Source organism: Streptomyces sp. DF42, from assembly GCF_058267695.1.
Genome location: NZ_CM177859.1, coordinates 4708927 through 4733551, shown reverse-complemented (window position 1 = coordinate 4733551; position 24625 = coordinate 4708927). Strand labels below are relative to the sequence as shown.

General features: G+C 70.4%; 21 protein-coding genes. 13 read left to right on the top strand and 8 right to left on the bottom strand.

Annotated elements, in window-relative coordinates; translation table 11 throughout:
- Positions 1-55: 55 nt before the first annotated feature.
- Both ACYUED_RS21630 and ACYUED_RS21625 read right to left on the bottom strand, forming a co-directional pair.
- Complete coding sequence (locus tag ACYUED_RS21630; RefSeq protein WP_491293907.1) at positions 56-943, bottom strand: Cof-type HAD-IIB family hydrolase; 888 nt, start codon at positions 941-943, stop codon at positions 56-58.
- An 88-nt stretch (positions 944-1031) separates the two neighbouring features.
- Positions 1032-1934, bottom strand: a complete 903-nt coding sequence (locus ACYUED_RS21625) for an LLM class flavin-dependent oxidoreductase (RefSeq protein ID WP_491293906.1) — start codon at positions 1932-1934, stop codon at positions 1032-1034.
- 1526 nt (positions 1935-3460) lie between these two features.
- Here ACYUED_RS21625 and ACYUED_RS21620 point away from each other — a divergent pair.
- The 8 genes from ACYUED_RS21620 to ACYUED_RS21585 all read left to right on the top strand — a co-directional run bounded on the left by ACYUED_RS21620 (position 3461) and on the right by ACYUED_RS21585 (position 12568).
- Positions 3461-4792 (top strand): cytochrome P450, encoded by a 1332-nt coding sequence (locus ACYUED_RS21620; RefSeq protein ID WP_491293905.1) that lies wholly within the window; start codon positions 3461-3463, stop codon positions 4790-4792.
- Entirely contained in the window at positions 4789-5994 is a 1206-nt protein-coding gene (locus ACYUED_RS21615) for a cytochrome P450 (protein ID WP_491293904.1), read from the top strand. Before ACYUED_RS21620 ends, ACYUED_RS21615 begins: the two co-directional genes overlap by 4 nt.
- A complete protein-coding gene (locus ACYUED_RS21610; protein WP_491293903.1) occupies positions 5991-7244 on the top strand; it encodes a cytochrome P450 in 1254 nt (417 codons plus the stop codon). Before ACYUED_RS21615 ends, ACYUED_RS21610 begins: the two co-directional genes overlap by 4 nt.
- Before the next feature lie 29 nt (positions 7245-7273).
- Entirely contained in the window at positions 7274-7480 is a 207-nt protein-coding gene (locus tag ACYUED_RS21605; RefSeq protein ID WP_491293902.1) for a ferredoxin, read from the top strand.
- 149 nt (positions 7481-7629) lie between these two features.
- Complete coding sequence (locus ACYUED_RS21600) at positions 7630-8694, top strand: polyprenyl synthetase family protein (protein ID WP_491293901.1); 1065 nt, start codon at positions 7630-7632, stop codon at positions 8692-8694.
- 28 nt (positions 8695-8722) lie between these two features.
- Entirely contained in the window at positions 8723-10354 is a 1632-nt protein-coding gene (locus tag ACYUED_RS21595; protein ID WP_491293900.1) for a prenyltransferase, read from the top strand.
- A gap of 25 nt (positions 10355-10379) precedes the next feature.
- Entirely contained in the window at positions 10380-11648 is a 1269-nt protein-coding gene (locus ACYUED_RS21590; protein WP_491293899.1) for a cytochrome P450, read from the top strand.
- Positions 11639-12568 (top strand): UbiA family prenyltransferase, encoded by a 930-nt coding sequence (locus ACYUED_RS21585; RefSeq protein WP_491293898.1) that lies wholly within the window; start codon positions 11639-11641, stop codon positions 12566-12568. The genes ACYUED_RS21590 and ACYUED_RS21585 overlap by 10 nt, the downstream gene beginning before the upstream one ends.
- 115 nt (positions 12569-12683) lie before the next feature.
- Here the strand turns inward: ACYUED_RS21585 and ACYUED_RS21580 are convergent, their stop codons facing one another.
- The 3 genes from ACYUED_RS21580 to ACYUED_RS21570 form a co-directional block, all read right to left on the bottom strand.
- Positions 12684-13232 carry an RNA 2'-phosphotransferase gene (locus tag ACYUED_RS21580; RefSeq protein ID WP_491293897.1) on the bottom strand — a complete coding sequence of 183 codons (549 nt, stop codon included), beginning with the start codon at positions 13230-13232 and terminating at the stop codon, positions 12684-12686.
- Between the two features lie 121 nt (positions 13233-13353).
- Positions 13354-14286 (bottom strand): MerR family transcriptional regulator, encoded by a 933-nt coding sequence (locus ACYUED_RS21575; protein WP_491293896.1) that lies wholly within the window; start codon positions 14284-14286, stop codon positions 13354-13356.
- A gap of 284 nt (positions 14287-14570) precedes the next feature.
- Positions 14571-16322 (bottom strand): SDR family oxidoreductase, encoded by a 1752-nt coding sequence (locus ACYUED_RS21570; RefSeq protein WP_491294362.1) that lies wholly within the window; start codon positions 16320-16322, stop codon positions 14571-14573.
- A gap of 313 nt (positions 16323-16635) precedes the next feature.
- On the opposite strand from ACYUED_RS21570, the gene ACYUED_RS21565 reads away from it, so the two are divergent.
- From ACYUED_RS21565 to ACYUED_RS21545, 5 genes are all read left to right on the top strand, one after another.
- Entirely contained in the window at positions 16636-17610 is a 975-nt protein-coding gene (locus ACYUED_RS21565; protein ID WP_491294360.1) for an ABC transporter ATP-binding protein, read from the top strand.
- Complete coding sequence (locus ACYUED_RS21560) at positions 17600-18517, top strand: ABC transporter permease (protein WP_491293895.1); 918 nt, start codon at positions 17600-17602, stop codon at positions 18515-18517. Before ACYUED_RS21565 ends, ACYUED_RS21560 begins: the two co-directional genes overlap by 11 nt.
- Positions 18514-19425, top strand: a complete 912-nt coding sequence (locus ACYUED_RS21555; RefSeq protein WP_266682369.1) for an ABC transporter ATP-binding protein — start codon at positions 18514-18516, stop codon at positions 19423-19425. The genes ACYUED_RS21560 and ACYUED_RS21555 overlap by 4 nt, the downstream gene beginning before the upstream one ends.
- 10 nt (positions 19426-19435) lie before the next feature.
- The gene (locus ACYUED_RS21550; protein WP_491293894.1) at positions 19436-20155 is read left to right on the top strand and encodes an ABC transporter permease subunit; all 720 of its coding nucleotides are present in this window, start codon (positions 19436-19438) and stop codon (positions 20153-20155) included.
- Between the two features lie 78 nt (positions 20156-20233).
- The gene (locus tag ACYUED_RS21545) at positions 20234-20434 is read left to right on the top strand and encodes an SGM_3592 family protein (RefSeq protein WP_491293893.1); all 201 of its coding nucleotides are present in this window, start codon (positions 20234-20236) and stop codon (positions 20432-20434) included.
- A gap of 561 nt (positions 20435-20995) precedes the next feature.
- On the opposite strand, the gene ACYUED_RS21540 is transcribed toward ACYUED_RS21545, so the two are convergent.
- From ACYUED_RS21540 to pheA, 3 genes are all read right to left on the bottom strand, one after another.
- Positions 20996-21814 (bottom strand): HAD family hydrolase, encoded by an 819-nt coding sequence (locus tag ACYUED_RS21540; protein WP_491293892.1) that lies wholly within the window; start codon positions 21812-21814, stop codon positions 20996-20998.
- Positions 21811-23088, bottom strand: coding sequence for a serine--tRNA ligase (serS, locus tag ACYUED_RS21535; protein WP_491293891.1), 1278 nt, complete (start codon positions 23086-23088; stop codon positions 21811-21813). Before serS ends, ACYUED_RS21540 begins: the two co-directional genes overlap by 4 nt.
- A 563-nt stretch (positions 23089-23651) precedes the next feature.
- Complete coding sequence (gene pheA / locus ACYUED_RS21530; protein WP_491293890.1) at positions 23652-24584, bottom strand: prephenate dehydratase; 933 nt, start codon at positions 24582-24584, stop codon at positions 23652-23654.
- Positions 24585-24625 lie beyond the last annotated feature (41 nt).

Below are 24625 nucleotides of genomic sequence, written 5' to 3'. Positions count from 1 at the left end.
CGCCAGCGGGGCATCCCGGTGCCGTGACGGCGGGCCGGTACGACGGAAGCGAGCCCTACGGCCGTGCGGCCAGCATCCGCTCGATCACGACCGCCACACCGTCGTCGTTGTTGGCGACCGTGCGGCCCGAGGCCGCGGCGATGACGTCCGGGTGGGCGTTGCCCATCGCGTACGACTGGCCGGCCCAGGTGAGCATCTCGACATCGTTCGGCATGTCCCCGAAGGCGACGACCTCCTCGTGCGAGATACCGCGCTCGGCGCAGCACAGGGCGAGCGTGCTGGCCTTGGAGACGCCGGGGCCGCTGATCTCCAGCAGGGCGCTGGGGCTGGACCGGGTGACGTTGGCACGCTCACCGAGTGCGAGTCGGGCGGTGGTGAGGAAGCCGTCCGGGTCGAGGGAGGGGTGGTAGGCGAGGATCTTGAGCACCGGCTCCGTGGCACCGGGGCCGTCCGGCGCGAGCAGGTCCTCGGCGGGCGCGAGGTTGTCCGGGATCTCCATGTGCAGCTTCGGGTAGTGCGGCTCCTGGTGGAAGCCGTACGTCTGCTCCACCGCGTACACCGTGCCCGGTGCCGCGTCGCGGAGCAGCCGTACGGCTTCCAGTGCGTTGTCCCGGGCGAGCTCCCGCACCTTCACGAAGCGGTGGGCGCCGGGGCCGCCGTGCAGGTCGACCACGGCCGCGCCGTTGCCGCAGATCGCCAGGCCGTGGCCGTGGACGTGGTCGCTGACGACGTCCATCCAGCGGGCGGGGCGGCCGGTGACGAAGAAGACCTCGATGCCCGCCTCCTCGGCGGCGGCGAGGGCGGCGACCGTGCGCGGGGAGACCGACTGGTCGTCCCGCAGGAGGGTGCCGTCGAGATCGGTGGCTATGAGTCGTGGCGGAACGGCGGCGGCCGGGGTCTCGGGCTGTCGAGTCGCTGAGGTCACCCGTTCATTCTCCCGCATATGCCTGCACGCCTGTGCGGGAGTCCGCACAGGCGAGGCGTTGTCGCCCTCGTCAGGGCCGCCCTCGTCGGCGGCGCCCCCCGTCCGCTCAGCCGAGCTGGGCCGGGGCCTCCAGGGCGATCTGCTCGAAGACCTTCTCGTCGGCGGCGAAGTCGGAGTCGGCGACGGGCCAGTGGAGGACGATCTCGGTGAAGCCCAGTTCCCGGTGCCGTCCCGCGAAGTCCACGAAGGCGTCGAGCGACTCCAGCGGCCGGGCGCGGTCCGGGGTGAAGCCGGTGAGCAGCATCTTGTCGAGCTCGGACACGTCGCGGCCGATCTCGGCACAGGCGTCGGCCAGCTTCTCGGCCTGGCCGCGAATGGCTTGAACCGACTGTTCAGGAGTGCCGTTCTCGTACAGCTTCGGGTCGCCGGTGGTCACCCACGCCTGTCCGTGCCGTGCCGCGAGACGCAGGCCGCGCGGGCCCGTCGCGGCCACCGCGAAGGGCAGTCGGGGGCGCTGCACACAGCCGGGGATGTTGCGTGCCTCGTGGGCCGAGTAGAAGTCGCCCCGGTAGGAGACGCCTTCCTTGCCGTCGTCGGTCAGCAGCCGGTCGAGGAGCTGGACGAACTCGGCGAACCGGTCGGCGCGCTCCCGCGGGGTCCAGGGCTCCTGCCCCAGCACGGTCGCGTCGAAGCCGTTGCCGCCCGCGCCGATGCCGAGGGTGAAGCGGCCCGCGGAGAGGTCGTCGAGGGAGATCAGCTCCTTGGCGTAGGGCACCGGGTGGCGGAAGTTCGGCGAGGTGACGAGGGTGCCCAATCGAATCCTCTGCGTAGCCATCGCCGCTGCGGTCAACGTGGGCACCGCCCCGAACCAGGGCCCGTCCCGGAAGGTGCGCCAGGACAGGTGGTCGTAGGTGTAGGCCGCGTGAAAGCCGAGCTCTTCGGCGCGCTGCCAGTGCTGGTGTCCCTCGCTCCAGCGATGGATGGGGAGGATTACCGTGCTCAGTCGCATCCCGTGAGCGTACGCTTCCGTGACTGCGGGCAGCGGGGGTACCAGCACCGCAGGTCGGGGCCGCCTCGGTGCCGCGTTGTGCGTGTGCGTTCCGGGGCGGTTGACTTCAGCTCGGGAGTATCCGATGACGGTCGACGTCGTGTTCACGGTCTGCTGCCAGAACGAGGTGAGCGCGGCAACGGGGTCAGGGCCGGCCGGCGCCGACCGCCACTCGCCTTCGTCTCCCGGAGTGCCAGCGGGCGTCGGGACCCAGGCGCAGCTGGATCCCGTGGTCGGGTGAGGGCGAGGCAGTTGTGCAGGACCCGACGGGCGGGGGCGTCGGTCATCGCCGACGGGTCTGGCCTGTAGCTCATGCATGGAGCTGAGGCGGTGACCTGACCGGCATCGCTGGAACCATCGAACGCAGCATGGACCCAACGGCCGGCTCGAAGGATTCCGCCGCCTGCGCTCTCATCTGCTGCCGCCGACCAGGTGAGGTGACGCGTGAGTACGAAAGTGCGCCTCGGCCGAAAGTGAATTCATCGCAATGAGGCTGCGATAGGGCCGCATCAGCGCCGGAACTGCGCCGACCGCCCCTGTCCGAGGCTGCCCAACAGCCGTCAGGTACGGATGATATGCATCCATATAAAGAATTGCGGCAGGATGTATTGGGTGAACTGTTGATAGATTTTCAGTTAATTTTAATTCGGCTGCGCATGAGTGATCGTCGGCGCGGGGTAGCCCCACGGCATGCCAGCGCCAAAGGTTCTACATCAGCCGCGCGGTCCGGAGCGTCCGGTCCGGTACTCGCCGTGTCCGACTCGCCTGACGGGTGCTCAACAGGCGTTACCCAGCTGTGCGAAGGGTTGGGTGAGAGCGGTCCATTCGCCAACGGCGATGTTGTGGCGACGCTCGGGACAGCCGACCGCGGTTTCGATTCATCCCCTTTGTCCGTCCCTGTCACCCTCGACGTCACCGGTACGAGGGCCTGCGTCCGTCGCGCACACAACGAGCCGCACAGCCGCCCCGGTGTCCTCTCCTGGACCGCTCTGCGGGTCTCCGACTCGTCGCCCCGGTGAAACGGTTCATCGCCCACGGCGTACGACCCCTGTCCGTGGCCTCGCTGTGTCCGGGGTAAGCACCCCGAGGCGCCGCGCCCGACAGTGGGACCGGACCGGGGCGCGGCCGAACCTGCTCGGAGCATCCCGGCGCGTGCTGTCGGCATGACCGACGCGGCTGCCGCGCGGAGCGTGGGGCCGGAGTCCGGGCGGTGGCCCGGGGGCTGTTGAGGATGTCAGCCGCAACGCCCGCGCTCTGAACCGACGACGGTTTCGGGCTGTCCGCCGAGGCTTGAGAAGGCCCTGCCGGAAACGGCCGCATTCTCATGCTTCGCAAGCGGAGTTCCGCCAGGTCGGTTCGGGCGGAATCGGAGGCATTACCAAGACCCCGTTTGTGTGCCGGGCATGCCTGGTCTTCCTCACCCAATCGTTGGACGGCCGCAGGGTCCCGGCCGGAACGACCGACCGAAAGCGGATCAGATGAGTTTCATGTCCGACGAGGCGTCGCCTGGCCGGCAACGGGAGCAGACCGTCACGGGTTGCCCGGCAGGCGGCGGCACGGAGCACACCGGCCCCGAGGCCCCCGTGACCATGACACCTCCCGCGTTACCGTTCCGGCGGACCGGGGATCCGCTGGATCCGCCACCGGAACTGGAGCGCTGGCAACGGGAGGAACCGGTACGCCGGGTGATGGCGGGCGGGACGCCGGCCTGGCTGGTGACCCGGTACGCCGACGTGCGCGGCCTGCTGGGCGACGCCCGGCTCAGCTGCGACCCGGCGCGGGCGGGATACCCGGCGTTCCGGCCCGATCAGCCACCGCCGGCCCGGGGCTACCTGCCGTCGATGGACCCGCCGGAGCACACCGAGCTACGGCAGATCGTCATGCGCAGCTCACTGGTGACCCACGTGGAGCGGCTGCGGCCGGCCATCGAGCGGCACACGCACGAACTCCTGGACGACCTGGCCCTGCTTCCGCGGCCGGTCGACCTGGTGGAACGGTTCGCTCTGGCACTGCCCGTCCGGGTGATCTGCGAGTTGTTCGGTGTCCCGTTCGGCGAGCGGGAGGTCTTCGAGCAGTGCGCCGCCGTGATCGCGCGCCGTTCCACGTCAGGGGCTCAGGTGGCCCGTGCGTACGGCTCGCTCACCGAGTACCTCGGTCGGCTCGTCGAGGCCAAGGAACGCGAGCCTGCCGACGACCTGCTCAGCGAACTCGTCGTCCGGCACGTACGGACCGGCCGGATCACGAGGGAGCAGGTGGTCGGTCTCGGGCTGCCGCTCCTCACCGGTGGTCATGCGACCACCGCCAACCAGATCGCGCTGAGCGTGGCGGCACTGCTTCGTCACCCGGACCAGTCGGCCGTGCTGCTGGCCGGTCCGGAATCGGCGTCCCGGGGCGTGGACGAACTGCTGCGCCACCTGACCGTGGTCCACTTCGGCCTGCGCCGGGTGGCGACCGAGGAGATCACCGTCGGGGAGACGGTGATCCGGGCCGGTGACGGGGTGGTGCTGGCGCTCCAGTCCGCCAACCGGGACCCGGACGTCTTCCCGGATCCGGAACGGCTCGACCTTGCGCGCGGCGTCCGCGGCCATGTGGCGTTCGGCTACGGCGCCCACCGATGCCCGGGGCAGGCGCTGGCCCGCGCCGAGTTGGAGATCGCGCTGCCGGCGCTGCTCCGACGGCTGCCGGGGCTGCGGTCGGCCGTCCCGTTCGACCAGGTCGCCTTCGACGAGGACAGCCTGCTGCACGGCGTACGGGAACTCCCTGTCGACTGGGGACCGCACACCTCGCGCGGTGCCCCTCATGAGAGGAACGGACGATGACAGAAACGTATCCGCTGGATGGCGGTGAGCTTCCGCACGACAAGTTCGCCCGGCGTAGAGCCGCGGATCCGCTGGGCGAGGTCAAGGTGCCCAGCGGCGATCTGGTGCGGCTCGCGGTCCGCTACGACGACGTACGGACGGTGCTGTCCGATCCGCGTTTCAGCACCGACCCCCGGCTGCCGGGCGCACCCCGGTTTCGCAGGAGTTCGTCGGACTCCGCGGACGCGATCTTCCACAAGGACCCACCCGAGCTGAACCGCCTGCGGCGGCTGGTCTCCGGGGTGCTCAACCCGCGGCGGCTGGAGCTGTGGCGGCCCGAGGTCCAGGCGGTCGCCGACCGGCTGCTGGCCGGAATGCTCTCCGGACCGGAGCCGGCCGACCTGTCGGAGGCGTATGCCTTCCCGCTGCCGCTGTACGTCATATGCGACCTGCTCGGCGTGCCCACCGAGGACATCGATCGCTTCCGCCATTGGTCGGACGCCTTCATCTCCACCACGTCGATCAGCGCCGAGGAACGCGACGCGCGGATGCGGGAGTTCGGCGACTACCTGGCCGAGCTCATCGCCGCCCGGCGACGTACCTCGGACCGCGGTGCACTGCTCGGCGCGCTGATCGAAGCCAGGGACGCCGACGGCCGACTCTCCGAGGGCGAACTCGTCACCCTGGTCAAGACACTGATCATCGCCGGCCACGAGTCGGTGGCGACCACCATTGGCCGCGGTGCCTTCGCCTTGCTGCGCCGCCCGGAGCGGTATGCGGCGCTGTGCCGGGAACCGGAACTGCTGGAAGGAGCCGTGGAGGAGATCCTTCGATACGAGTTCGTCGGCAGCAACAGTCTGATCCGCACCGCCCGCGAAGACGTGGAGCTGCCCTCCGGGACGATTCCCCGGGGCACCGGGGTGATCACCGCGCTCGCCTCCGCCAACCGCGACGAGAAGCGATTCACCTGCCCGACCGCATTCGACATCCGCCGTACCGAGAACCCTCATCTCGCCTTTGGCACAGGACCGCACTTCTGCCTGGGCGCCGGCCTCGCCCGGCTCGAACTCCAGGTCGCCTTCGGGGCGTTGACGCGGGCCGTCCCGCAGCTGCGGCTGGCGGTACCGCCGGGGGAGATCACCTTCGTCACCGGACTCCAGATGCGCCGGGTCGAGCGGCTGCCGGTCGCCTGGCAGCATACGAAAGAGAGCACACCCTCGTGACAACGACAGCAACACAGTCCGCCGAACTCGACGTACTCGCCCGTTTGAGGGATCCCGAGACGCTCCACAACCCTTACCCGCTCTATGCGTGGCTGCGCGAGCACGCCCCCGTGCACCGCAATCCCACCGGCGGTGTGTACCTGGTGAGTCGTAACGAGGCGGCCAGGACCGCTTACCAGTCACCTGACCTGCGCAGCATCGAGGTCGAGGAACTGGCCGTGAAACACCCTCGCTGGGAGCGCTCCCGCGCGCTGCGCATCCTGTCGCAGGTCATCACGAGCACCAACCCGCCCGAGCACACCCGGCTCAGGCGCGCGGTCTCCCGCCATTTCACGCTCCGCCAGGCCCAGCGCCTCGAAGCGGCGGCCGAACGCCACTGCGATCGGCTGCTGACGCCGCTCGCGGCCCGGCTGCGCGACGGTGAGACCGCTGATCTGCACCACGAGTTGACCCAACCGCTGGGCATGAACATGGCCAGCGACATCATCGGCATCCCCGAGGCCGATCGGGAGGCGCTGACCACGTTGATCCTCCAAGTCCTCGCCTCGATCCACCCCGCGTCCAGCGACGAGGTGCTGGACGCGGGGGACCGGGCGAGTGCGCAGGTGGAGGAGTACTTCTCCGGGCTTGCCGCGGAGCGACGCGAGCGGCCGGCCGAGGATCTGGTCTCCGCGCTCCTCGCCGAGGTGCGCGAGGGCGACGAAAAGCCCGAAGAGGGACTGAACCACACCGAGTTCATGCTGCTGCTGTGGGGGCTGTGGGCCGGCAGCTTCGAGACCACGGTCGCCGCCATGGACTTCGGCGCGCTCGCCCTGCTGGACCACCCCGAGCAGGGGCACTGGCTCGACGCAGGCCCTGCCGAGGTCAAGGCGTTCATCGCCGAAACGCTTCGGTACAACCCGCCTGTCCTGGTGGACGCCATCCCCCGGATCGCCTGCCGGGACATGGAACTCTGCGGGGTCGTCATCCCGGAGGGCGCCGACGTGCGGCCCTTGCACGGGGCCGCGAACCGCGATCCGGAGGCGTTCTGCGAGCCGGACCGTTTCGACCCCTCTCGCAACACCTCCCGCATGGTCACCTTCGGCCATGGCATCCACCATTGCCTCGGCGCCAACCTGGCCCGGATGGAGTGCGGCGTCGCACTCGCCCGGATCCGTCGCGCCCTGCCTGGCCTTTCGCTCCCCGAGCAGCCGAGGTTGCGCACCGGTCTGAGCCTGCGGACCTTTGAGCGATTTCCCGTCGCACTGTGATCGTTCCGTTCCAAAGGGAGGTTTCCGTCATGCACGTTCGTGCCGACCAGAGCATCTGCGCCACCTCCGGGCAGTGCGCCGAGAGCGTTCCGGAGGTCTTCGCCGAGCGGGAGGAGGACGGAGTGGTCGTCGTTCACACTCCCCACCCGGACCGCCTCCTGTGGCAGGACGTCCGTGACGCCGCCCGGCGCTGCCCGGTGGCCGCGATCGCCCTCACCGAGCCCGGCGAGGACTGAGATCACAGCGGGGCCGGCACCGGCCGGCCCGCCCCGCCCCGCACTGATCCCTTCCGCCTGCCTTCTCACCCCTACATGTGAGGTGGTCTGCCTTCGAGCGAGGACCGGAATCCAGGTACAGAGAATCTGAACCAAAGGGAAACGTCTGCATGTCCGTTGTTCACACGCCGAAAGGCGCCACGAGGATCCTCCCGAAGCACCCTCAGGGCACGATCCCCACCGGGAACACCGGTGAACTGCGCAACCTGATGCTCTCGGAACTCAAAACCGTCGTGGGCCGGCTCCCGGCCTCCATCCAGTGCCTCGCGGAATACCAGTTCGGCTGGAAGGACGAGGAAGGACGACTCGTCCAGGGCTCCCCGGGGAAACTGATCCGCCCCACGCTCACCCTCATGTGCGCCCGGGCAGCGGGCGGCCGGGCCGAAGCGGCGGTACCCGCGGCCGTCGCGGTGGAACTGGTGCACAACTTCTCGCTGCTCCACGACGACGTGATGGACGGCGACGCCACCCGCCGGCACCGCCGTACAGTCTGGTCGGCGTTCGGCACCGCGGAAGCCGTCCTGCTTGCCGACGCCTTCCTCGCCCTGGCCTTCCAGACCGTCACCGTCCTGGACCGGGCCAGCGCCCTCGTACTGAGCGAGGCCCTGGTGGAGATGGTCGAGGGCCAGGCCATGGACCTGGCCTTCGAGAAGGACAACACCGCCTGCCTCCCGGACGGTCTGGCCATGGCAACCGGCAAGACCGGGGCCCTGCTGCGCTGTGCCTGCCTGCTCGGCGCGCTCAGCGCGGGAGCGGGAGAGGCCAGGGCCGCCGCCTTCGGGGAGTTCGGCGAGCACATCGGACTCGGCTTCCAGCTCACCGACGACATCCTCGGCATCTGGGGAGACCCGAAGGCCACCGGAAAGCCCGTCCACTCGGATCTGCTGTCCCGCAAGAAGTCCCTGCCCGTGCTGGCCGCCCTCGCCTCCGGCAGCCCCGCCGCCGAAAGGTTCGGCCGCCTCTACGACCGGGATCCCGCAATCCCCTTCGGCTCGCAGGAGTGCGCCGAACTCGCCGCCCTGATCGAGGAGTCCGGGGGCCGCGCCTGGGCCGAGCGCCGCAGTCGCCAGGCGTACACCGACGCCGGAGCGGCGCTGGAGCGCGCGCGGCCCGAACCCGGGGCCGCGGCGGAACTGCTGACACTTGCCGATGCCCTCATCAGCCGCGAGTACTGAACACCCGAGCACGCGAGAAAGCGGAACCATGCACGCAGAGAGCAAGAAGGATCCGGCCCTTGCCCCCTCGCTCGCCGAGTGGCACCGGAGAGCGGCCCGGACCGCTGCCGAACTGATCTCCGAGGTCACCGCAAACCCTTGGGGGACCATGTCGCCCTCGGTGTACGAGACCGCCCGGCTGGTTCGCACGGCGCCCTGGCTCGACGGCCACAGCGCCCGATGCGATTTCCTGCTGCGTACCCAGCGGCCGGACGGATGGTGGGGCCACCCTGACGGGTACGACCTGGTGCCCACCCTCAGCGCCGTCGAGGCGTTACTGCACGAACTCGACCGGGGCGGCGCCGGCCCGTCGCCGTCCTCGTCATCCGCCCGGCTCACCCGCGCCGCACTCAAGGGCCTGTGGGCGCTGGCAGACCGGCTCGGCGCCGACGACCAGGTCCCGGTGCCCGACACCATAGGGGCCGAACTGATCATCCCCTGGCTCGTCGACGCGCTCAACGACCGGCTGGCCGGGTCCGGCGGACGTCTGGGCGCTATCGCGCTGGACCTTCCCCACGGCGTCGACCGGACGTCGCCGGCCAAGCTGCGCGCGGCGGTGGCCGCGGGCCGACCGATGCCGGAGAAGCTCTGGCACACCCTTGAGGCGTTGGGCGACCAGGCCGCCGACGCGCCCGGCGTCCGCATCGTCGCCTCGGCCGTGGGATCCTCGCCCGCCGCGACCGCGGCCTGGCTCGCCGGCCGGACCTCGCGGAAGGCACCCGCCGAGCTGCTGGCGAGCACCCAGGCCCGCTGGGGCGGCCCGGTCCCGGGAGTGATTTCCATCGGGGTGTTCGAACGGGCCTGGGTGCTCGGCTGGCTGCTCGACGCCGGCGTGCCGATCACGGTCCCCACGGAGTTGCTCGCTCACCTGGAGAACAGCCTCGGCGCCGCGGGCGCGCCCGCCGGTCCCGGGCTGCCGGCGGACTCCGACGACACCGCCGCCGTCCTGCACGCGCTCGCGCTCGCCGGCCGCCCCGCCGCCGTCGACTCGCTGTGGGCCTACGAGGCCGAGGGCTATTTTCTCTGCTTCCCCGGCGAGCGCACCCCTTCTACCAGCACCAACGCCCATGTTCTGGAGGCACTGCTGGCCGCCGCGCCGGCCGGCGAGCCCGCGGCGGAACGGGCCCGCCGCCTGGCTGCGGCCCGCAGGATCGAGGACTGGCTGCTGAGCCGGCAGTACGAGGCCGGATCCTGGGACGACAAGTGGCACGCCTCCTCGTACTACGCCACGATGTGCTGCGCCACCGCCCTGGCCCGCGGCCACCACCCGGACACCGTACGTGCCCTCGCCCGCGCCGCCGGATGGGTCCTTGACACCCAGCGCACGGACGGCTCCTGGGGGCGCTGGGAGGGGACCGTGGAGGAGACCTCCTACGCCGTCCAGACCCTCCTGCGGGCTCACTCCGGCGGCCTGCCACCGAGGGTGGCCCAAGCCGTTGCCGAGGGCTGCCTCCATCTCCTGGCCCACCAAGAGGAGGCCGACTTCCCTCCGCTGTGGCACGACAAGGACCTCTACACGCCGGTCACGGTGGTCAAGGCGGCCCGCACCGCCGCCCTCCACACGGCCGCGGCCCGCTTGGCGCAGGCCGGGAGGCTGGACGTATGCGCCCTCGTACAGTGATGCCGAGCGGACGGACGACACGCCGATGACCATCAACAAACTGCTCTTCGGCCTACGGGGCCTGTCCTTCCTCGACGCGGTCGACGCCCGGCCGGAGCGGTCCGTGGAACTCAAAGGGGGCGCTGCTCCCCATGTGCTGCTGTGGGGAGCCGACGATCTCGCGGAGGTCTTCCGCTCCGAACGGGACATGCGCCTGGAGGAGAGCGACACCCTGCGGCCACTGGTGGGCGGCGCCTCCCTGCTGTTCGCCAACGGGACCCGGCACGCCGCCTACCGGCAGGTGGTCGGGTCGGCCCTGCGCGGCAGACGGCTGGACGCCCACCGCCCGGCGATCCTCGACATCGTGGAGCGGGCGGCGGACGAACTCGCCCGGAAGGAGTCGTTCGCGGTGCCCGAGTGGGCCCGCCGGGTGACCCTGCGGATCATCGGCCGGATCCTGCTCGGCGATGAGGAGAACGACGTGCTCAACCGCGTCAGCGGCCTGGTGGAGCAGGTCCTCGGCACCCCCGCCCGCACCCTGCGTTACCGCTATCTGCGGCTGCCCCCCGTCCTGCCGTCGCCGTGGCGTGCCTTCCTGCGTGACCGGGACGCGCTGCGCGCGGAACTACGGGCGTGGCAGCCGCGCCCGCCGGGCTCCGGCTGCCCGGTGCTGGCGGCCGAACTCGCCTCGGGCACGGAGCCGCTCGGCCGCCTGCCCGAGGACGAACTCGTCGACCAGCTGATGTCCTTGATCTTCGCAGGGCATGAGACGACTGCCTCGGCGATCGCCTGGACGCTGTACTGGCTCGCATCCGACGACCATGTGCGTGCCGACGTCAAGGCGGAACTCCTCGCCGACTCCGGCGACGGCTCCTCGGCTGCCGCATTCCCGCTGCTCGACGCGGTCTGCCGGGAATCCCTGCGTATCACACCGCCCGCCACGATCGCCGGCCACAGGGTGCTCACCACCGACCGGCAACTCAGCGGCCGCCCGCTGGCCAGGGGTACCAAGCTCACCCCCTGCATCCACCTGGCTCACCGACAGCCCGACGTCTACCCGCAGCCGGAACGCTTCTCCCCCGACCGGTTCCTCGGCCGCAAATGGTCCTCGCAGCAGTACCTGCCGTTCGGCGGCGGCACCCGGCGCTGCCTGGGCGCGGACCTGGCGATGCTGGAAATGCGGATGGTCGTCGCCGCGGTACTGCGCCGGGTCGAACTGGGACGACCCGACCCTCGTGCGGGCACCCCGCAGCGGCGCGGCCCCGCCATGGGTCCGGCCGCCACGCTCACCCTGGCGGTCCGTCCGTGTCCCTGACGACCCCGCTCAGGGGCCGGCGCGCGCGGGACCTGTACCGGGTCCACCGTCTGGAGTTCCCGTTCCCCGTCGCCTACGTCTGCCACGCACTGTGGGGCGCCTGTTACGCGGCGTCCGCGCCGGGGCAACTGCTGGGCGCCCCGGTGCTGCTGGCCGTCGCCGCGAACCTGCTTCCGCTGATCGCCCAGAACGTTCTCAACGCCGCCATGGACATCCCTGTCGACGCCCTCAGCTCCGGCAAGTCGGATGTCGCCCGGGCCGCTCTGCGACTGGGCCGGGACCGACTGATCGTGATCGCCTCCGCCGAGATGGCCGTCGCCCTGTTCCTGGCCTGCGGCGTCGCGATCCACCTCGGCCGCCCGCTGGTCGCGGTGGGAGTGGCGGGCGGGATCCTGCTGGAGTACCTGTACAACCTGGAACCGGTCCGCCTGAAGAAACGCGGCCTGGCCAACCCCGTCAGCCTGGGCGCCCACTTCTCCCTCCTGCCGTGCCTGTCCACCTTCAACGCCGTCCGCCCCGACTTCCCGGGCTTCCTGTGGCCGCTCTTCCTCGGCCTGTGGCTGCTGCTCATCGGCCGCACCCTGTGGTGGTCCCTGCCCGATGTCGCCGCCGACCGCGCCGCGGGTCTCGCGCCGCCCGCCGTCCGCTACGGCTCCCTGCGCGCTCTCCTCGCGGCCAGTGCCGCCACCGCCGTCGCCCTCGTCCTCATCGGCTGGGGCCTGGCGTGGTCCCTCGGTCTCCTGGCCGCGCTGCTCGGCACCGCCGGATGCGGGATCTTCCTGATCAGTAAGCTGCGCCTGTCCAGGACCGCCCTCGACAGGCTCGACGAAAGCCACATGCGTCGGCGCACCCTCACCTTCGTGGTCGGCGCCGACGCGCTCCTGGTGCTGCTCCCGCTGGTCGTGGCCGTCCCGGGGTAGCGCCGCCGGAATTCGGGTCGCGCCACTGACTACGGGCGAAACGGTCGCCGTGCGCGGTCGTACGGCCACGTGCTGGTGCGAGCCGGGTGGTGAGCGCTGCCGAGGCTGCCGGGTGTCAGTGCTGCTGCGGGAAGCGCAGGTACCGGGGCGGCACGGCCTTGGTGAGCCACACCCCGTTCTCGCTGACGTGGAAGACGTGTCCGTCGCGGTGCATGGCGGCCGCGTCCACCGAGAGCACGACGGGCCGGCCGCGGCGGGCTCCGACACGGGTCGCCGTCTCGCGGTCGGGTGAGAGATGCACGTCGTGCCGGTTCATGGGGCGCAGCCCCTCGGCGCGGATCGCGTCCAGGGTGCGGGCGACGGTGCCGTGGTAGAGGTACGGCGGAGGGGTGGCCGGGAGCAGTCCGAGGTCGATCTCGACGCTGTGGCCCTGGCTGGCGCGGATCCGGGAGCCCTCGACGGCGAAGCGCTTCTTGCCGTTCGCGGCGACCACGTGGTCCAGCTCTTCGCGGGTGAAGCGGAAGCCGTGGGCGGCGGCCGCGGTGATCAGCACGTCGATCTCGACCCAGCCGGCCTCGTCGAGTGTGAGCCCGAGCCGCTCGGGCTGGTGGCGCAGGTGCTTGGAGAGGTACTTCGACACCTTTACGGTGCGTCTTTCGTCCATCCGCTCAGCATGACGGGGAGACGTGGGTCACGCAGATTATTTTTTCGCGGAGGTTTGATCCACAACCAACTGTAGTTATCCACAGGCTATTTGGCGGTTCTGTGGACAACTCCCCGACACGTCAGTCCCGTTCGTCAAGATCGCCTGGGGGCCCTCCCCTTGACGTGAGCGCGTCCAACGCCCTTGCCCGCACCTCCCGTTCAGCTGCCAGTCCCACAAACTCCGCCGCCCGTTCCGGACCAACCAGCTTCTCCACCGCCCGCATCGTCTCCTCGGGCAACGGCACGGAGCGTGACATCGGAGTGCTCGGCGTGCTCTCGCGGGTGCCGAGTCGCTGACGCAGCTGCCGCACCGCCAACATCCGCATCGCGCGGGCGAGTTCCGCGTCCACCGTCTGCTGCGCGAGCGGCCGCAGTCGTCGTACCAGTGAGGCCGCTTCGGCCGCGTCCGCGTCGGTCGGACGGTGTGGTCCGTCGAGGTACCGGGCGAAGACGTGCTCGGTGGTGAACTCCAGGAAACGGGCCGCGATGTGCTCGACCTGTCCTCTCAACTCCCGTAGATGGCCCGCGACCGCGGACAGGGGGACGCCCGCCGCTGACAACTCGACGGCAACGGCGAGCTCTTGGGGGCTCGGCACGAGGAAGGAGCCCTCGTCGCCGGGGACGGGTTCGAGCACGCCCAGCTCGACGGCGTCGGCGACCGCCGCCTCGTCGGGGGAGCCGCCGAACCGCTCGACCAGCTCGGCGCGGGAGACCAGTACCGCCTGCTCGTCGGTCCACCGGCCGTCGACCTCGGCGACCAGCCCGAGCACCCCGCCCAGACCGCGGCCCGCGTCCCAGGCCTCCAGGAGTTCCTTGATGGAGGCCAGGGTGTAGCCGCGGTCCAGGAGGCCGGCGATCTGGCGCAGCCGGGCGAGATGCGCGTCCGAGTAGAGGTTGGCGCGGCCGCGGCGCTCGGGGCGGGGGAGGAGGCCGCGGTCCTGGTAGGCGCGGATGGTGCGGACCGTGGCGCCGCTGACGTGCGCCAGGTCATCGATCCGGTACGTCGTCTCCATGCTTGGTGCCTCCGTCCGCCGTCCGCCGTCGTGCCGTCCGCCGTCCGCCGTCCGTGCGACGCGCCCCGGCGCTGCAGGCCGTGCCAGCCGTCCCGCTCTGCCCAAACGACTGGCCACGGCCGGTTCAGATGACTGTCACGGTGCTGCTGGGCGACCGCCGCCCGGCCGCGGGCACTTTCTCCAGATGCTCCAGACACTCCGCATACTCCGCTGCCCGGCTCGGCGGGCAACAGGCCCTTGCCCACGGTGGTCGAGCACGTGCGCGTGCCGGGCGGACCGTGCGCTCACAGTGGTGGTTCCAGACGGGCGATCGCCCGCAGCACGCGCGGGGCGAACCGCGACATCAGGTGGGCACCCCGGGCTTCGGGAGTGACCGGCACGACGGCCTCGTTGCGGACGACCGCTTTCAGGATCGCGTCGGCGACCTTCTCCGGCGGGTAGTTCCTGAGGCCGTACAGGCGCGCCGACTTCTTCTGCCGCCGCTTCTCCTCGGCGGCGTCCACGCCGGCGAAGCGCGCGGTGGAGGTGATGTTGGTGTTGACGAAGCCGGGGCAGATCGCGCTGACGCCGATGCCCTGGCCCGCCAGTTCCGCGCGCAGGCACTCGCTGAGCATCAGGACGGCCGCCTTGGAGGTGCTGTAGGCGGGCAGTGCCCTGGAGGGCTGGTACGCCGCCGCGGACGCGGTGTTGACGATATGCCCGCCCTGTCCGCGCTCGGCCATCTGCCCGCCGAACAGCCGGCAGCCGTGGATCACGCCCCACAGGTTGACGTCGAGGACCTTCTTCCAGTCCTGAGGGGTGGTGTCGAAGAAGGAGCCGCCCAGGCCGATCCCGGCGTTGTTCACCAGGACGTCCACCACGCCGTATTCGGTGGCGACTTTCTCGGCGAGTTCCTCCATGGCCTGTTCGTCGGAGACGTCGGTCGTCTCGGCCCAGGCCTTGGGGGCGCCTAGCAGTCGGGACAGCTCGGCGGTGCGGGCGGCGGCTTCGGCGTCCCGGTCGACGGCCACCACGCGGGCGCCGGCCTCCGCGAAGGCGAACGCCGTGGCCCGGCCGATGCCGCTGCCGGCGCCGGTGACCAGGACGAGCTGCCCGCCGAACCGGTCGGCGTACTTGCCGGTCGCCTTCACCTGGCTCTTTCCGCCCTCGGTGGTTGTCACGAACTCGGTGATCCAGGCGGCCAGTTGGTCGGGCCGGGTGCGGGGTATCCAGTGCTTGGCCGGGAGGGTGCGGCGGGTCAACTGCGGGACCCACTGCTCCAGTTCGTCGTAGAGCTTCTCCGACAGGAAGGCGTCCGCGAGAGGCGTGATGAGCTGCACGGGCGCGTGTGCGTACGCGTCCGGGCGGGGCCTGCGCAGCCTGGCCCGGACGTTGTCGCGGTACAGCCAGGCGCCGTGCGCCGCGTCCTGGGGCAGGGAGGAGGTCGGGTAGCCGCCGCCGGGCACCTTCTCGAAGCGCTCCAGGATGGCGGGCCAGCGCTTGCCGAGGGGGCCGCGCCAGGCCAGCTCGGGCAGCACGGGTGTGTGCAGCAGGTACACGTACCAGGACTTGGCGCCCTGGCCGAGGAGCTGGCCGATCCGGCGCGGGGTGGGCCGCCTGAGGCGGCCGTTGATCCAGTGGCCGAAGTGGTCCAGGGACGGTCCGGACATCGAGGTGAAGGAGGCGATGCGCCCCTCGGTGCGCTTGACGGTGACGAACTCCCAGGACTGCACCGAGCCCCAGTCGTGCCCCACGACGTGCACCGGCCCGCCCGGGCTGACCGCGTCGATCACGGCCAGGAAGTCGTCCGTCAGCTTCTCCAGGGTGAAGCCGCCGCGCAGCGGCTGCGGCGGGGTCGACCGGCCGTGGCCCCGCACGTCGTACAGCACGACGTGGAAGCGCTCGGCCAGACGGGCGGCCACCTCCGACCAGACCTCCTTGCTGTCCGGGTAGCCGTGCACGAGGACCACCGTGGGCTGCCCGGTGTCCCCCAGCTCGGCCACGCACAGCTCGACGCCGCCGGTCGGCACGCGGCGCTCGCGCGCGCCCTTCAGCATCGCCTCGGAAAAGAGCGTCACTTGTCCTCCGCCCAGCGCCGCACGTGCGCAGATCGTCGTCCAGCCAGAAGGCGCTCGCCACCGCCCCACCCTCGTCCACACCGACTGCGGTACGTGCCCGTAACGTGACACCGGCGAATGTGACAGTTGTTAGAGGCTGCGTCAATAGGCCGGGTCCGGGCTGTGGATAACTCTGCGTAGCCCTCAGGTAGGGGAATCCCCTACGGACCCGTACGCCTGGAGTCGGACGTCAAGACAGCTCTGCGGTCTGACGACCGGCGTGGTACGCGTCACTATCGTCTTAGCCGTGACTGTGATCGCGACCGAAAGCCTGAGCATGCGGTTCCCCCGGGTGACCGCGCTTGACCGGCTCTCCGTCGACGTCGGGCCCGGTGTGACCGGGCTCGTCGGAGCGAACGGAGCCGGCAAGTCCACTCTGATCAAGATCCTTCTGGGTCTGAACCCCGCCTCCGAGGGCCGCGCCGAAGTGCTCGGGCTCGACGTCGCGACCAAGGGCGCCGACATCCGTGAGCGGGTCGGCTACATGCCGGAGCACGACTGTCTGCCGCCGGACGTGTCGGCGACCGAGTTCGTCGTCCATATGGCGCGTATGTCCGGCCTGCCGCCCACGGCCGCGCGCGAGCGCACCGCGGACACGCTGCGCCATGTCGGTCTGTACGAGGAGCGCTACCGCCCCATCGGCGGCTACTCGACCGGTATGAAGCAGCGCGTGAAGCTCGCGCAGGCCCTCGTCCACGACCCGCAGCTGGTCTTCCTGGACGAGCCGACCAACGGCCTCGACCCGGTCGGCCGCGACGACATGCTCGGCCTGATCCGCCGTATCCACACCGACTTCGGCATCTCGGTCCTGGTCACCTCGCACCTGCTGGGCGAGCTGGAGCGGACCTGCGACCACGTCGTCGTCATCGACGGCGGCAAGCTCCTGCGCTCCAGCTCCACCACGGACTTCACACAGACCACGACCACTCTGGCGATCGAGGTCACCGACACCGACGAGCACCCGGACGGCACACGCGCGGTGCGCGAGGTGCTGCAGGCGCGCGGGGTGGAGGTCCTCGACGGCAGCAACGGCCTGCCGGGGGCCGGGCACATCCTGCTGCTGACCGCGCAGGGCGAGCAGACGTACGACCTCGTGCGCGACGTCGTCGCCGATCTCGGCCTCGGCCTGGTGCGCATGGAGCAGCGCAGGCACCACATCTCCGAGGTCTTCCACGCGGACACCGAGGAGCAGGACGTGACGAAGGAGGCGGCCGTCCATGGCAGTTGAGCAGCCCATGCGGACACCGGCCGCGGCGTCGGGTGACCAGACCCGCATCCACAACATCGGCTACCGCAACTACGACGGCCCCCGCCTCGGCCGTTCCTACGCCACCCGCTCGCTGTACTCGCAGTCCCTGCGCGGCGCCTACGGCCTGGGCCGCTCGGTCAAGTCCAAGGTGCTGCCGATGCTGCTGTTCGTGGTGATGTGCGTGCCCGCGGCCATCATGGTCGCCGTCGCGGTCGCCACGAAGGCCAAGGACCTGCCCGTCGACTACACGCGCTACGCGATCATCATGCAGGCCGTCATCAGCCTGTACGTCGCCTCGCAGGCGCCCCAGTCCGTCTCCCGCGACCTGCGCTTCAAGACCGTGCCGCTGTACTTCTCGCGGCCGATCGAGACCGCCGACTACGTGCGCGCCAAGTACGCGGCGCTGGCCTCGGCGCTGTTCGTCCTGACCGCGGCCCCGCTGCTCGTGCTCTATGTCGGCGCGCTGCTGGCGAAGCTCGACTTCGCCGACCAGACCAAGGGGTTCGCTCAGGGACTCGTCTCCGTGGCACTGCTCTCGCTGCTCTTCGCCGGCATCGGCCTGGTCATCGCCTCGGTGACCCCGAGGCGCGGCTTCGGCATCGCCGCCGTGATCGCCGTGATGACCATCTCCTACGGCGCCGTCTCCACACTCCAGGCCATCGCCGAAGCGCAGAACAGCACGGGGGCCATTCCCTGGATCGGCCTCTTCTCGCCCGTGACCCTCGTCGACGGTGTCCAGACCGCCTTCCTCGGCGCGGCCTCGGCGTTCCCCGGCGAGATCGGCCCGACGAACGGCGAGGGCGTGGTCTACGTCCTGGTCGTCCTGGGTCTCATCGCCGCCTGCTACGGCCTCCTGATGCGCCGCTACCGGAAGGTGGGCCTGTGACCACGCTCAACATCGACCACGTCTCCCGCTGGTTCGGCAACGTGGTCGCCGTCAACGACGTCACCATGACGATCGGCCCCGGCGTCACCGGCCTGCTCGGTCCGAACGGCGCAGGAAAGTCCACCCTCATCAACATGATGGCCGGCTTCCTCGCCCCCTCCACCGGCACGGTCACCCTCGACGGCCAGCAGGTGTGGCGCAACGAGACCGTCTACAGGCACATCGGCATCGTCCCCGAGCGCGAGGCGATGTACGACTTCCTCACCGGGCGCGAATTCGTCGTCGCCAACGCCGAGTTGCACGGTCTGAACGCCAAGGCGGCCCAGAAGGCGCTCGCCACGGTCGAGATGGAGTACGCGCAGGACCGGAAGATCTCCACGTACTCCAAGGGCATGCGCCAGCGCGTGAAGATGGCGTCCGCCCTCGTCCACGACCCCTCGCTGCTCCTGCTCGACGAACCCTTCAACGGCATGGACCCGCGCCAGCGCATGCAGCTCATGGACCTGCTGCGGCGCATGGGCGACGAGGGCCGCACGGTGCTGTTCTCGTCCCACATCCTCGAAGAGGTCGAGCAACTCGCCTGGCACATCGAGGTCGTCGTGGCCGGACGGCACGCGGCCAGCGGCGACTTCCGCAAGATCCGCCGTCTGATGACCGACCGCCCGCACCGCTACCTGGTGCGCTCCAGCGACGACCGCGCGCTCGCGGCAGCGCTGATCGCCGATCCGTCGACGTCCGGCATCGAAGTCGACCTCGCGGAGGGCGCGTTGCGCATCCAGGCCGTCGACTTCGGACGCTTCACGGCCCTGTTGCCCAGGGTCGCCCGCGACCACGGCATCCGGCTGCTCGCGGTCTCGCCGTCCGACGAGTCGCTCGAGTCCGTCTTCTCGTATCTCGTCGCGGCGTAGGAGGCCGAAGATGTACGACCCCACAGTCGCCCGACTCACCTATCGTGCCCTGCTCGGCCGTCGCCGGGCCCTCATCCTGGGCGCGCTGCCCCTGCTGCTGATCGCGATCTCCGTCGTCGTACGGGCTCTTGCCGGCGCCGACGACCAGACGGCCTCGGACCTGCTGGGCGGGCTCGCGCTCGCCACGATGGTGCCGATCATCGGTGTCATCGCCGGCACCGGCGCGATCGGTCCGGAGATCGACGACGGCTCGGTGGTGTACCTGCTGTCCAAGCCGCTGAAGCGGCCGACGATCATCTTCACCAAGCTGATCGTGGCGATCGCCGTGACCATGGTGTTCTCCGCGCTGCCGACCCTCATCGCCGGCTTCATCCTCAACGGCAACGGCCAGCAGATCGCCGTCGCCTACACGGTGGCCGCGCTGGTCTCCTCCATCGCGTACGCGGCGCTGTTCCTGCTGCTGGGCACGGTGTCCCGGCACGCGGTGGTCTTCGGGCTCGTCTACGCGCTGGTCTGGGAAGCCCTGTTCGGGTCCCTGGTGCCCGGTGCGCGCACGCTGAGCGTCCAGCAGTGGTCGCTGGCCGTCGCCCACAAGGTGGCCGGTGGGGACCTGGTCACCTCCGACGTCGGACTGACGACGGCGACGGTGTTCCTGGTCGCGGTGACGGTCCTGGCCACCTGGTACGCCGGACAGAAGCTGCGCACGCTGACGCTCGCCGGGGAGGAGTGACAGGTCCTGATCTTGACGGAGGTTTCACCTCTGTCCGGGCACACTGGGCGAAATTGGATACGGCCGGGAGGGACGGAGATGGCGGACGACTGGGACGACCTGGTGCTGGACGAGGAGTTCGTACAGGGCGCCGAGACGTCCGAGCCGTCCGCCCGTGCCCGCATGCTGGCCGCGCGCTGGCGCGAGGAGGAGCCCGAGCCGCAGCCCTGGCGCTCGGACGAGCCGCCCGCCGGTTGGTTCTTCAGCAAGGGGCGGCGCCGGCGGTGGCGACGCCGCTGACCTCGCACTAATTCGGTGGCGCCCAACTCGTCGTACCGGCACAGTGGTTGTGTCCCCGCCGCCGGACGACGATCCGGCGCCACGTTCAGGGAGAGGAGCGGGACGGTGTCCATGCACGACAGTTCGTCCAGCTCCCGACAGGGCAGCCCGCGGCGGGTTCCGGTGTAGTTACCCCACCGTCGACCCCGTATCGCACAGGGAGTTGCCCGGGGCGGCCGCTTCGAGCACGCGACGCGCGCTGCGCTTGCGTGGGCCGCCTTCCCCGTCGCCCCCATCGCAGGGGGCATCCTCCGCTGGGGCGGACGGGTCGGTTGCGCAGCCCGGCACCACGAGGTGCCGCCGCGCCCACCCGCGCCGCCCCAGCGGCACGTCTGCCCGCATGTATGCGATCAGACGGGCCGTTTTCTGCCCGCACCTGTGCGAGCGGACGGACGGGCCACGTTCGCCCCGCGCCTGTGCAAGCGGACGGACAGGCCATGTTCTTCCTGCACCTGGGCGAGCACTTGGTCCGCCGTCGTCCCGCGCCTGTGCGAGCACGTGGTGAACACTCTTTGTCCGCGCCTATGCGAGCAGGCGGTCCAGTACGACGGCGATGCCGTCCTCCTCGTTCGACGACGTCACCTCGTCCGCCACTGCCTTCAGTTCCTCGTGGGCGTTGGCCATCGCCACGCCCCGTGCCGCCCAGGCGAACATCGGGATGTCGTTCGGCATGTCGCCGAAGGCGATCGCGTCCGCCGCCCTGATGCCCAGGCGGCGGGCCGCCAGCGAGAGGCCCGTCGCCTTGGACAGACCCAGCGGCAGCAGTTCGACGATGCCCTCGCCCGCCATCGCCACCGTGACGAAGCCGCCCGCCGCCTGGCGGGCCGCCTCGGCGAGGGCGTCGTCGGACAGCTCCGGGTGCTGTATGTAGATCTTGTTCAGCGGGGCGGTCCACAGGTCGGACGCGTCCGTGAAGGGGGTCGACGCAAGGCTGCCGGTGACCGCGTAACCCGGCCCCACCAGCACATCGCCGTCCAGACCGTCACGGCTGGCCGCCAGGTACAGCGGGCCGACCTCCGCCTCGATCTTGGCCAGGGCCACGCCCGCCAGCTGCCGGTCAAGGGTGACCGACGTCAGCAGGCGGTGCGAGCCGGCGTCGTACACCTGGGCGCCCTGGCCGCAGACCGCGAGGCCCTCGTAGCCGAGGTCGTCGAGGATGTGCCGGGTCCAGGGGACCGCGCGGCCGGTGACGACGATGTGCGCGGCGCCCGCCGCGGTGGCCGCCGCGAGCGTGTCACGGGTGCGCTGTGAGACCGACTCGTCGGAGCGCAGGAGCGTGCCGTCGAGGTCGGTCGCGATCAGCCGGTACGGGAAGCCCTTGACGGGAGACGCGTCGCTCACCTGTCGATCGGCTCCAGGACCTCCCGGCCGCCCAGGAACGGGCGCAGCACCTTCGGCACGTACACCGAGCCGTCGGCCTGCTGGTGGTTCTCCAGGATCGCCACGATCGTGCGCGGTACGGCGCACAGCGTGCCGTTGAGCGTCGCCAGGGGCTGCACCTTCTTGCCGTCGCGCATGCGGACGGACAGCCGGCGTGCCTGGAAGCCGTCGCAGTTGGAGGCCGAGGTCAGCTCGCGGTACTTGCCCTGCGTGGGGATCCACGCCTCGCAGTCGTACTTGCGGGACGCCGAGGCGCCCAGGTCGCCGGAGGCGACGTCGATGACCTGGAAGGGCAGTTCCAGGCCGGTGAGCCACTGCTTCTCCCACTCCAGGAGCCGCCGGTGCTCGTTCTCCGCGTCCTCGGGGGCGACGTACGAGAACATCTCGACCTTGTCGAACTGGTGCACGCGGAAGATGCCCCGGGTGTCCTTGCCGTACGTCCCGGCCTCGCGGCGGAAGCACGGCGAGAAGCCGGCGTAGCGCAGCGGCAGCTTCTCCGCGTCGAGGATCTCGTCCATGTGGTACGCGGCGAGCGGGACCTCGGAGGTGCCGACCAGGTAGTAGTCGTCCTTCTCCAGGTGGTAGACGTTCTCCGCGGCCTGGCCGAGGAAACCGGTGCCCTCCATCGCGCGCGGGCGGACCAGCGCGGGGGTGAGCATCGGGACGAAGCCCGCATCGGTGGCCTGCGCGATCGCGGCGTTGACGAGCGCCAGCTCCAGGAGGGCGCCGACGCCCGTCAGGTAGTAGAAGCGGGAGCCCGACACCTTGGCGCCGCGCTCGACGTCGATGGCGCCCAGCGCCTCGCCGAGCTCCAGGTGGTCCTTGGGCTCGAAGCCCTCGGCGGCGAAGTCACGGATGGTGCCGTGCGTCTCCAGGACGACGAAGTCCTCCTCGCCGCCGACCGGGACGTCCGGGTGGATGAGGTTGCCGAGTTGGAGCAGAAGCCGCTTGGTCTCCTCGTCCGCCTCGTGCTGCTCCGCGTCGGCGGCCTTGACGTCGGCGGCGAGCCGGCCCGTCTGCTTCAGCAGCTCCGCCTTCTCGTCGCCGGAGGCCTTGGGGATGAGCTTGCCGAGCGTCTTCTGCTCGGAACGCAGCTCGTCGAAGCGGACGCCGGACGACCTGCGCCGCTCGTCGGCAGACAGGAGAGCGTCGACGAGCGCGACGTCCTCTCCACGGGCACGCTGGGACGCGCGCACACGGTCGGGGTCCTCACGGAGCAGGCGAAGGTCAATCACGCGGTCAAGGCTACCGGTGCGGGCATACGGCCCACGACTCACCATTCCCAACGGTTGGCAATTGTGTCTTACGTTCCGTTATGAGCGAATTGCGCACAGTGTCAACAAAAGGTGTCTCACTCCCTGGAACAGGGCAGGTGGTCGGCGTCTGGTTGACTCGGCTCCCTTGCAGGGAACGGGACTTGGCGCTCGGTTGTCCACAGCGATCCACAACCCCCAAGAGTTATCCACAGGGTGTGCGGACGGTCTGTGGATTTCGGAATTGATCACTCCGAAACCGCTCCGTCACGCCCTGGATTCCCGGTGTAGACCCTGCTTTACCACCACTTTCGAGGGGAAAGGGGTCGCTCCAAAGGATTGCCTAAAGGAAACGGGTGGACGAACGGTGACATGCGGGCCGGTGGACGCGGGAGGCACCCACAGGCCGATTTGTCGACCGAGTGATCCATGAGTGTCGACTTGTCCCCAGGTCGAGAAGCCAGCCTGTGGATAACTTCTGTGGACAACGAAAATCTGCAGGTAGGACTGGCCGGTCGTGCCCCTGGGCAGACTGGACGGTTGAGCTAGAAACGGCCGTCCTGGCAACGTGCCACCCAGTCCGAGGCCGCGACGAACTCCTCATCGGACGTTCCCCGCCACAGTGCGCGTACGTCCTCGACGCCGATGTCCGCACGCGGGTACGAACCCAGGAACCGCACTTCCAGGCAGATCCGCTTGAGCCCCATCAGGGTCTCGGCCACCCGGCGGTCGGAGATATGGCCCTCCGCGTCGATGCAGAAGCAGTAGTTGCCGATGCCGGCGCCGGTGGGCCGCGACTGCAGCAGCATCAGGTTGATGCCGCGGGTGGCGAACTCGTCGAGGAGGTCGCGCAGGCCGCCGGGGTGGTCGTCGCGCTGCCACAGCACGACGGACGTCTTGTCCGCGCCGGTCGGTGCCGCGGGCCGGGCGGGCCGGCCGACCAGTACGAATCGTGTCTGCGCGTTCTCGGCGTCGTGGATCCCGGTCTCCAGCGCCTCCAGGCCGTACAGGGCGGCGGCGAACTCCCCGGCGAAGGCCGCGTCGTACTGGCCTTCCTGGACCAGCCGGGCGGCGTCCGCGTTCGAGGCGGCCGACTCCCAGTGGGCGTCCGGGAGGTTGCTCCTGAGCCAGTTGCGCACCTGCGGCTGGGCGGCCGGGTGCGCGGAGACCGTCTTGACGTCGGAGAGCTTGGTGCCCGGCCTGACCAGCAGCGCGAAGGTGATCGACAGCAGCACCTCGCGGTAGATCATCAGCGGGGCGCCGGCGACCAGCTCGTCCAGGGTGGTGGTGATGCCGCCCTCGACGGAGTTCTCGATCGGCACGAACGCGGCCTCGGCCTCACCGGCGCGGACCGCGTCGAGCGCGGACTGGACGGACACGTACGGGACCAGTTCCCGGGTGGCCGTCTCGGGAAGGGTGCGCAGGGCGGCTTCGGTGAAGGTGCCCTCGGGACCGAGATACGCGTAGCTCGCTGGCATGACCTCACCCTAATGGGCCTTACGAAAGCGCGGCTCACCCG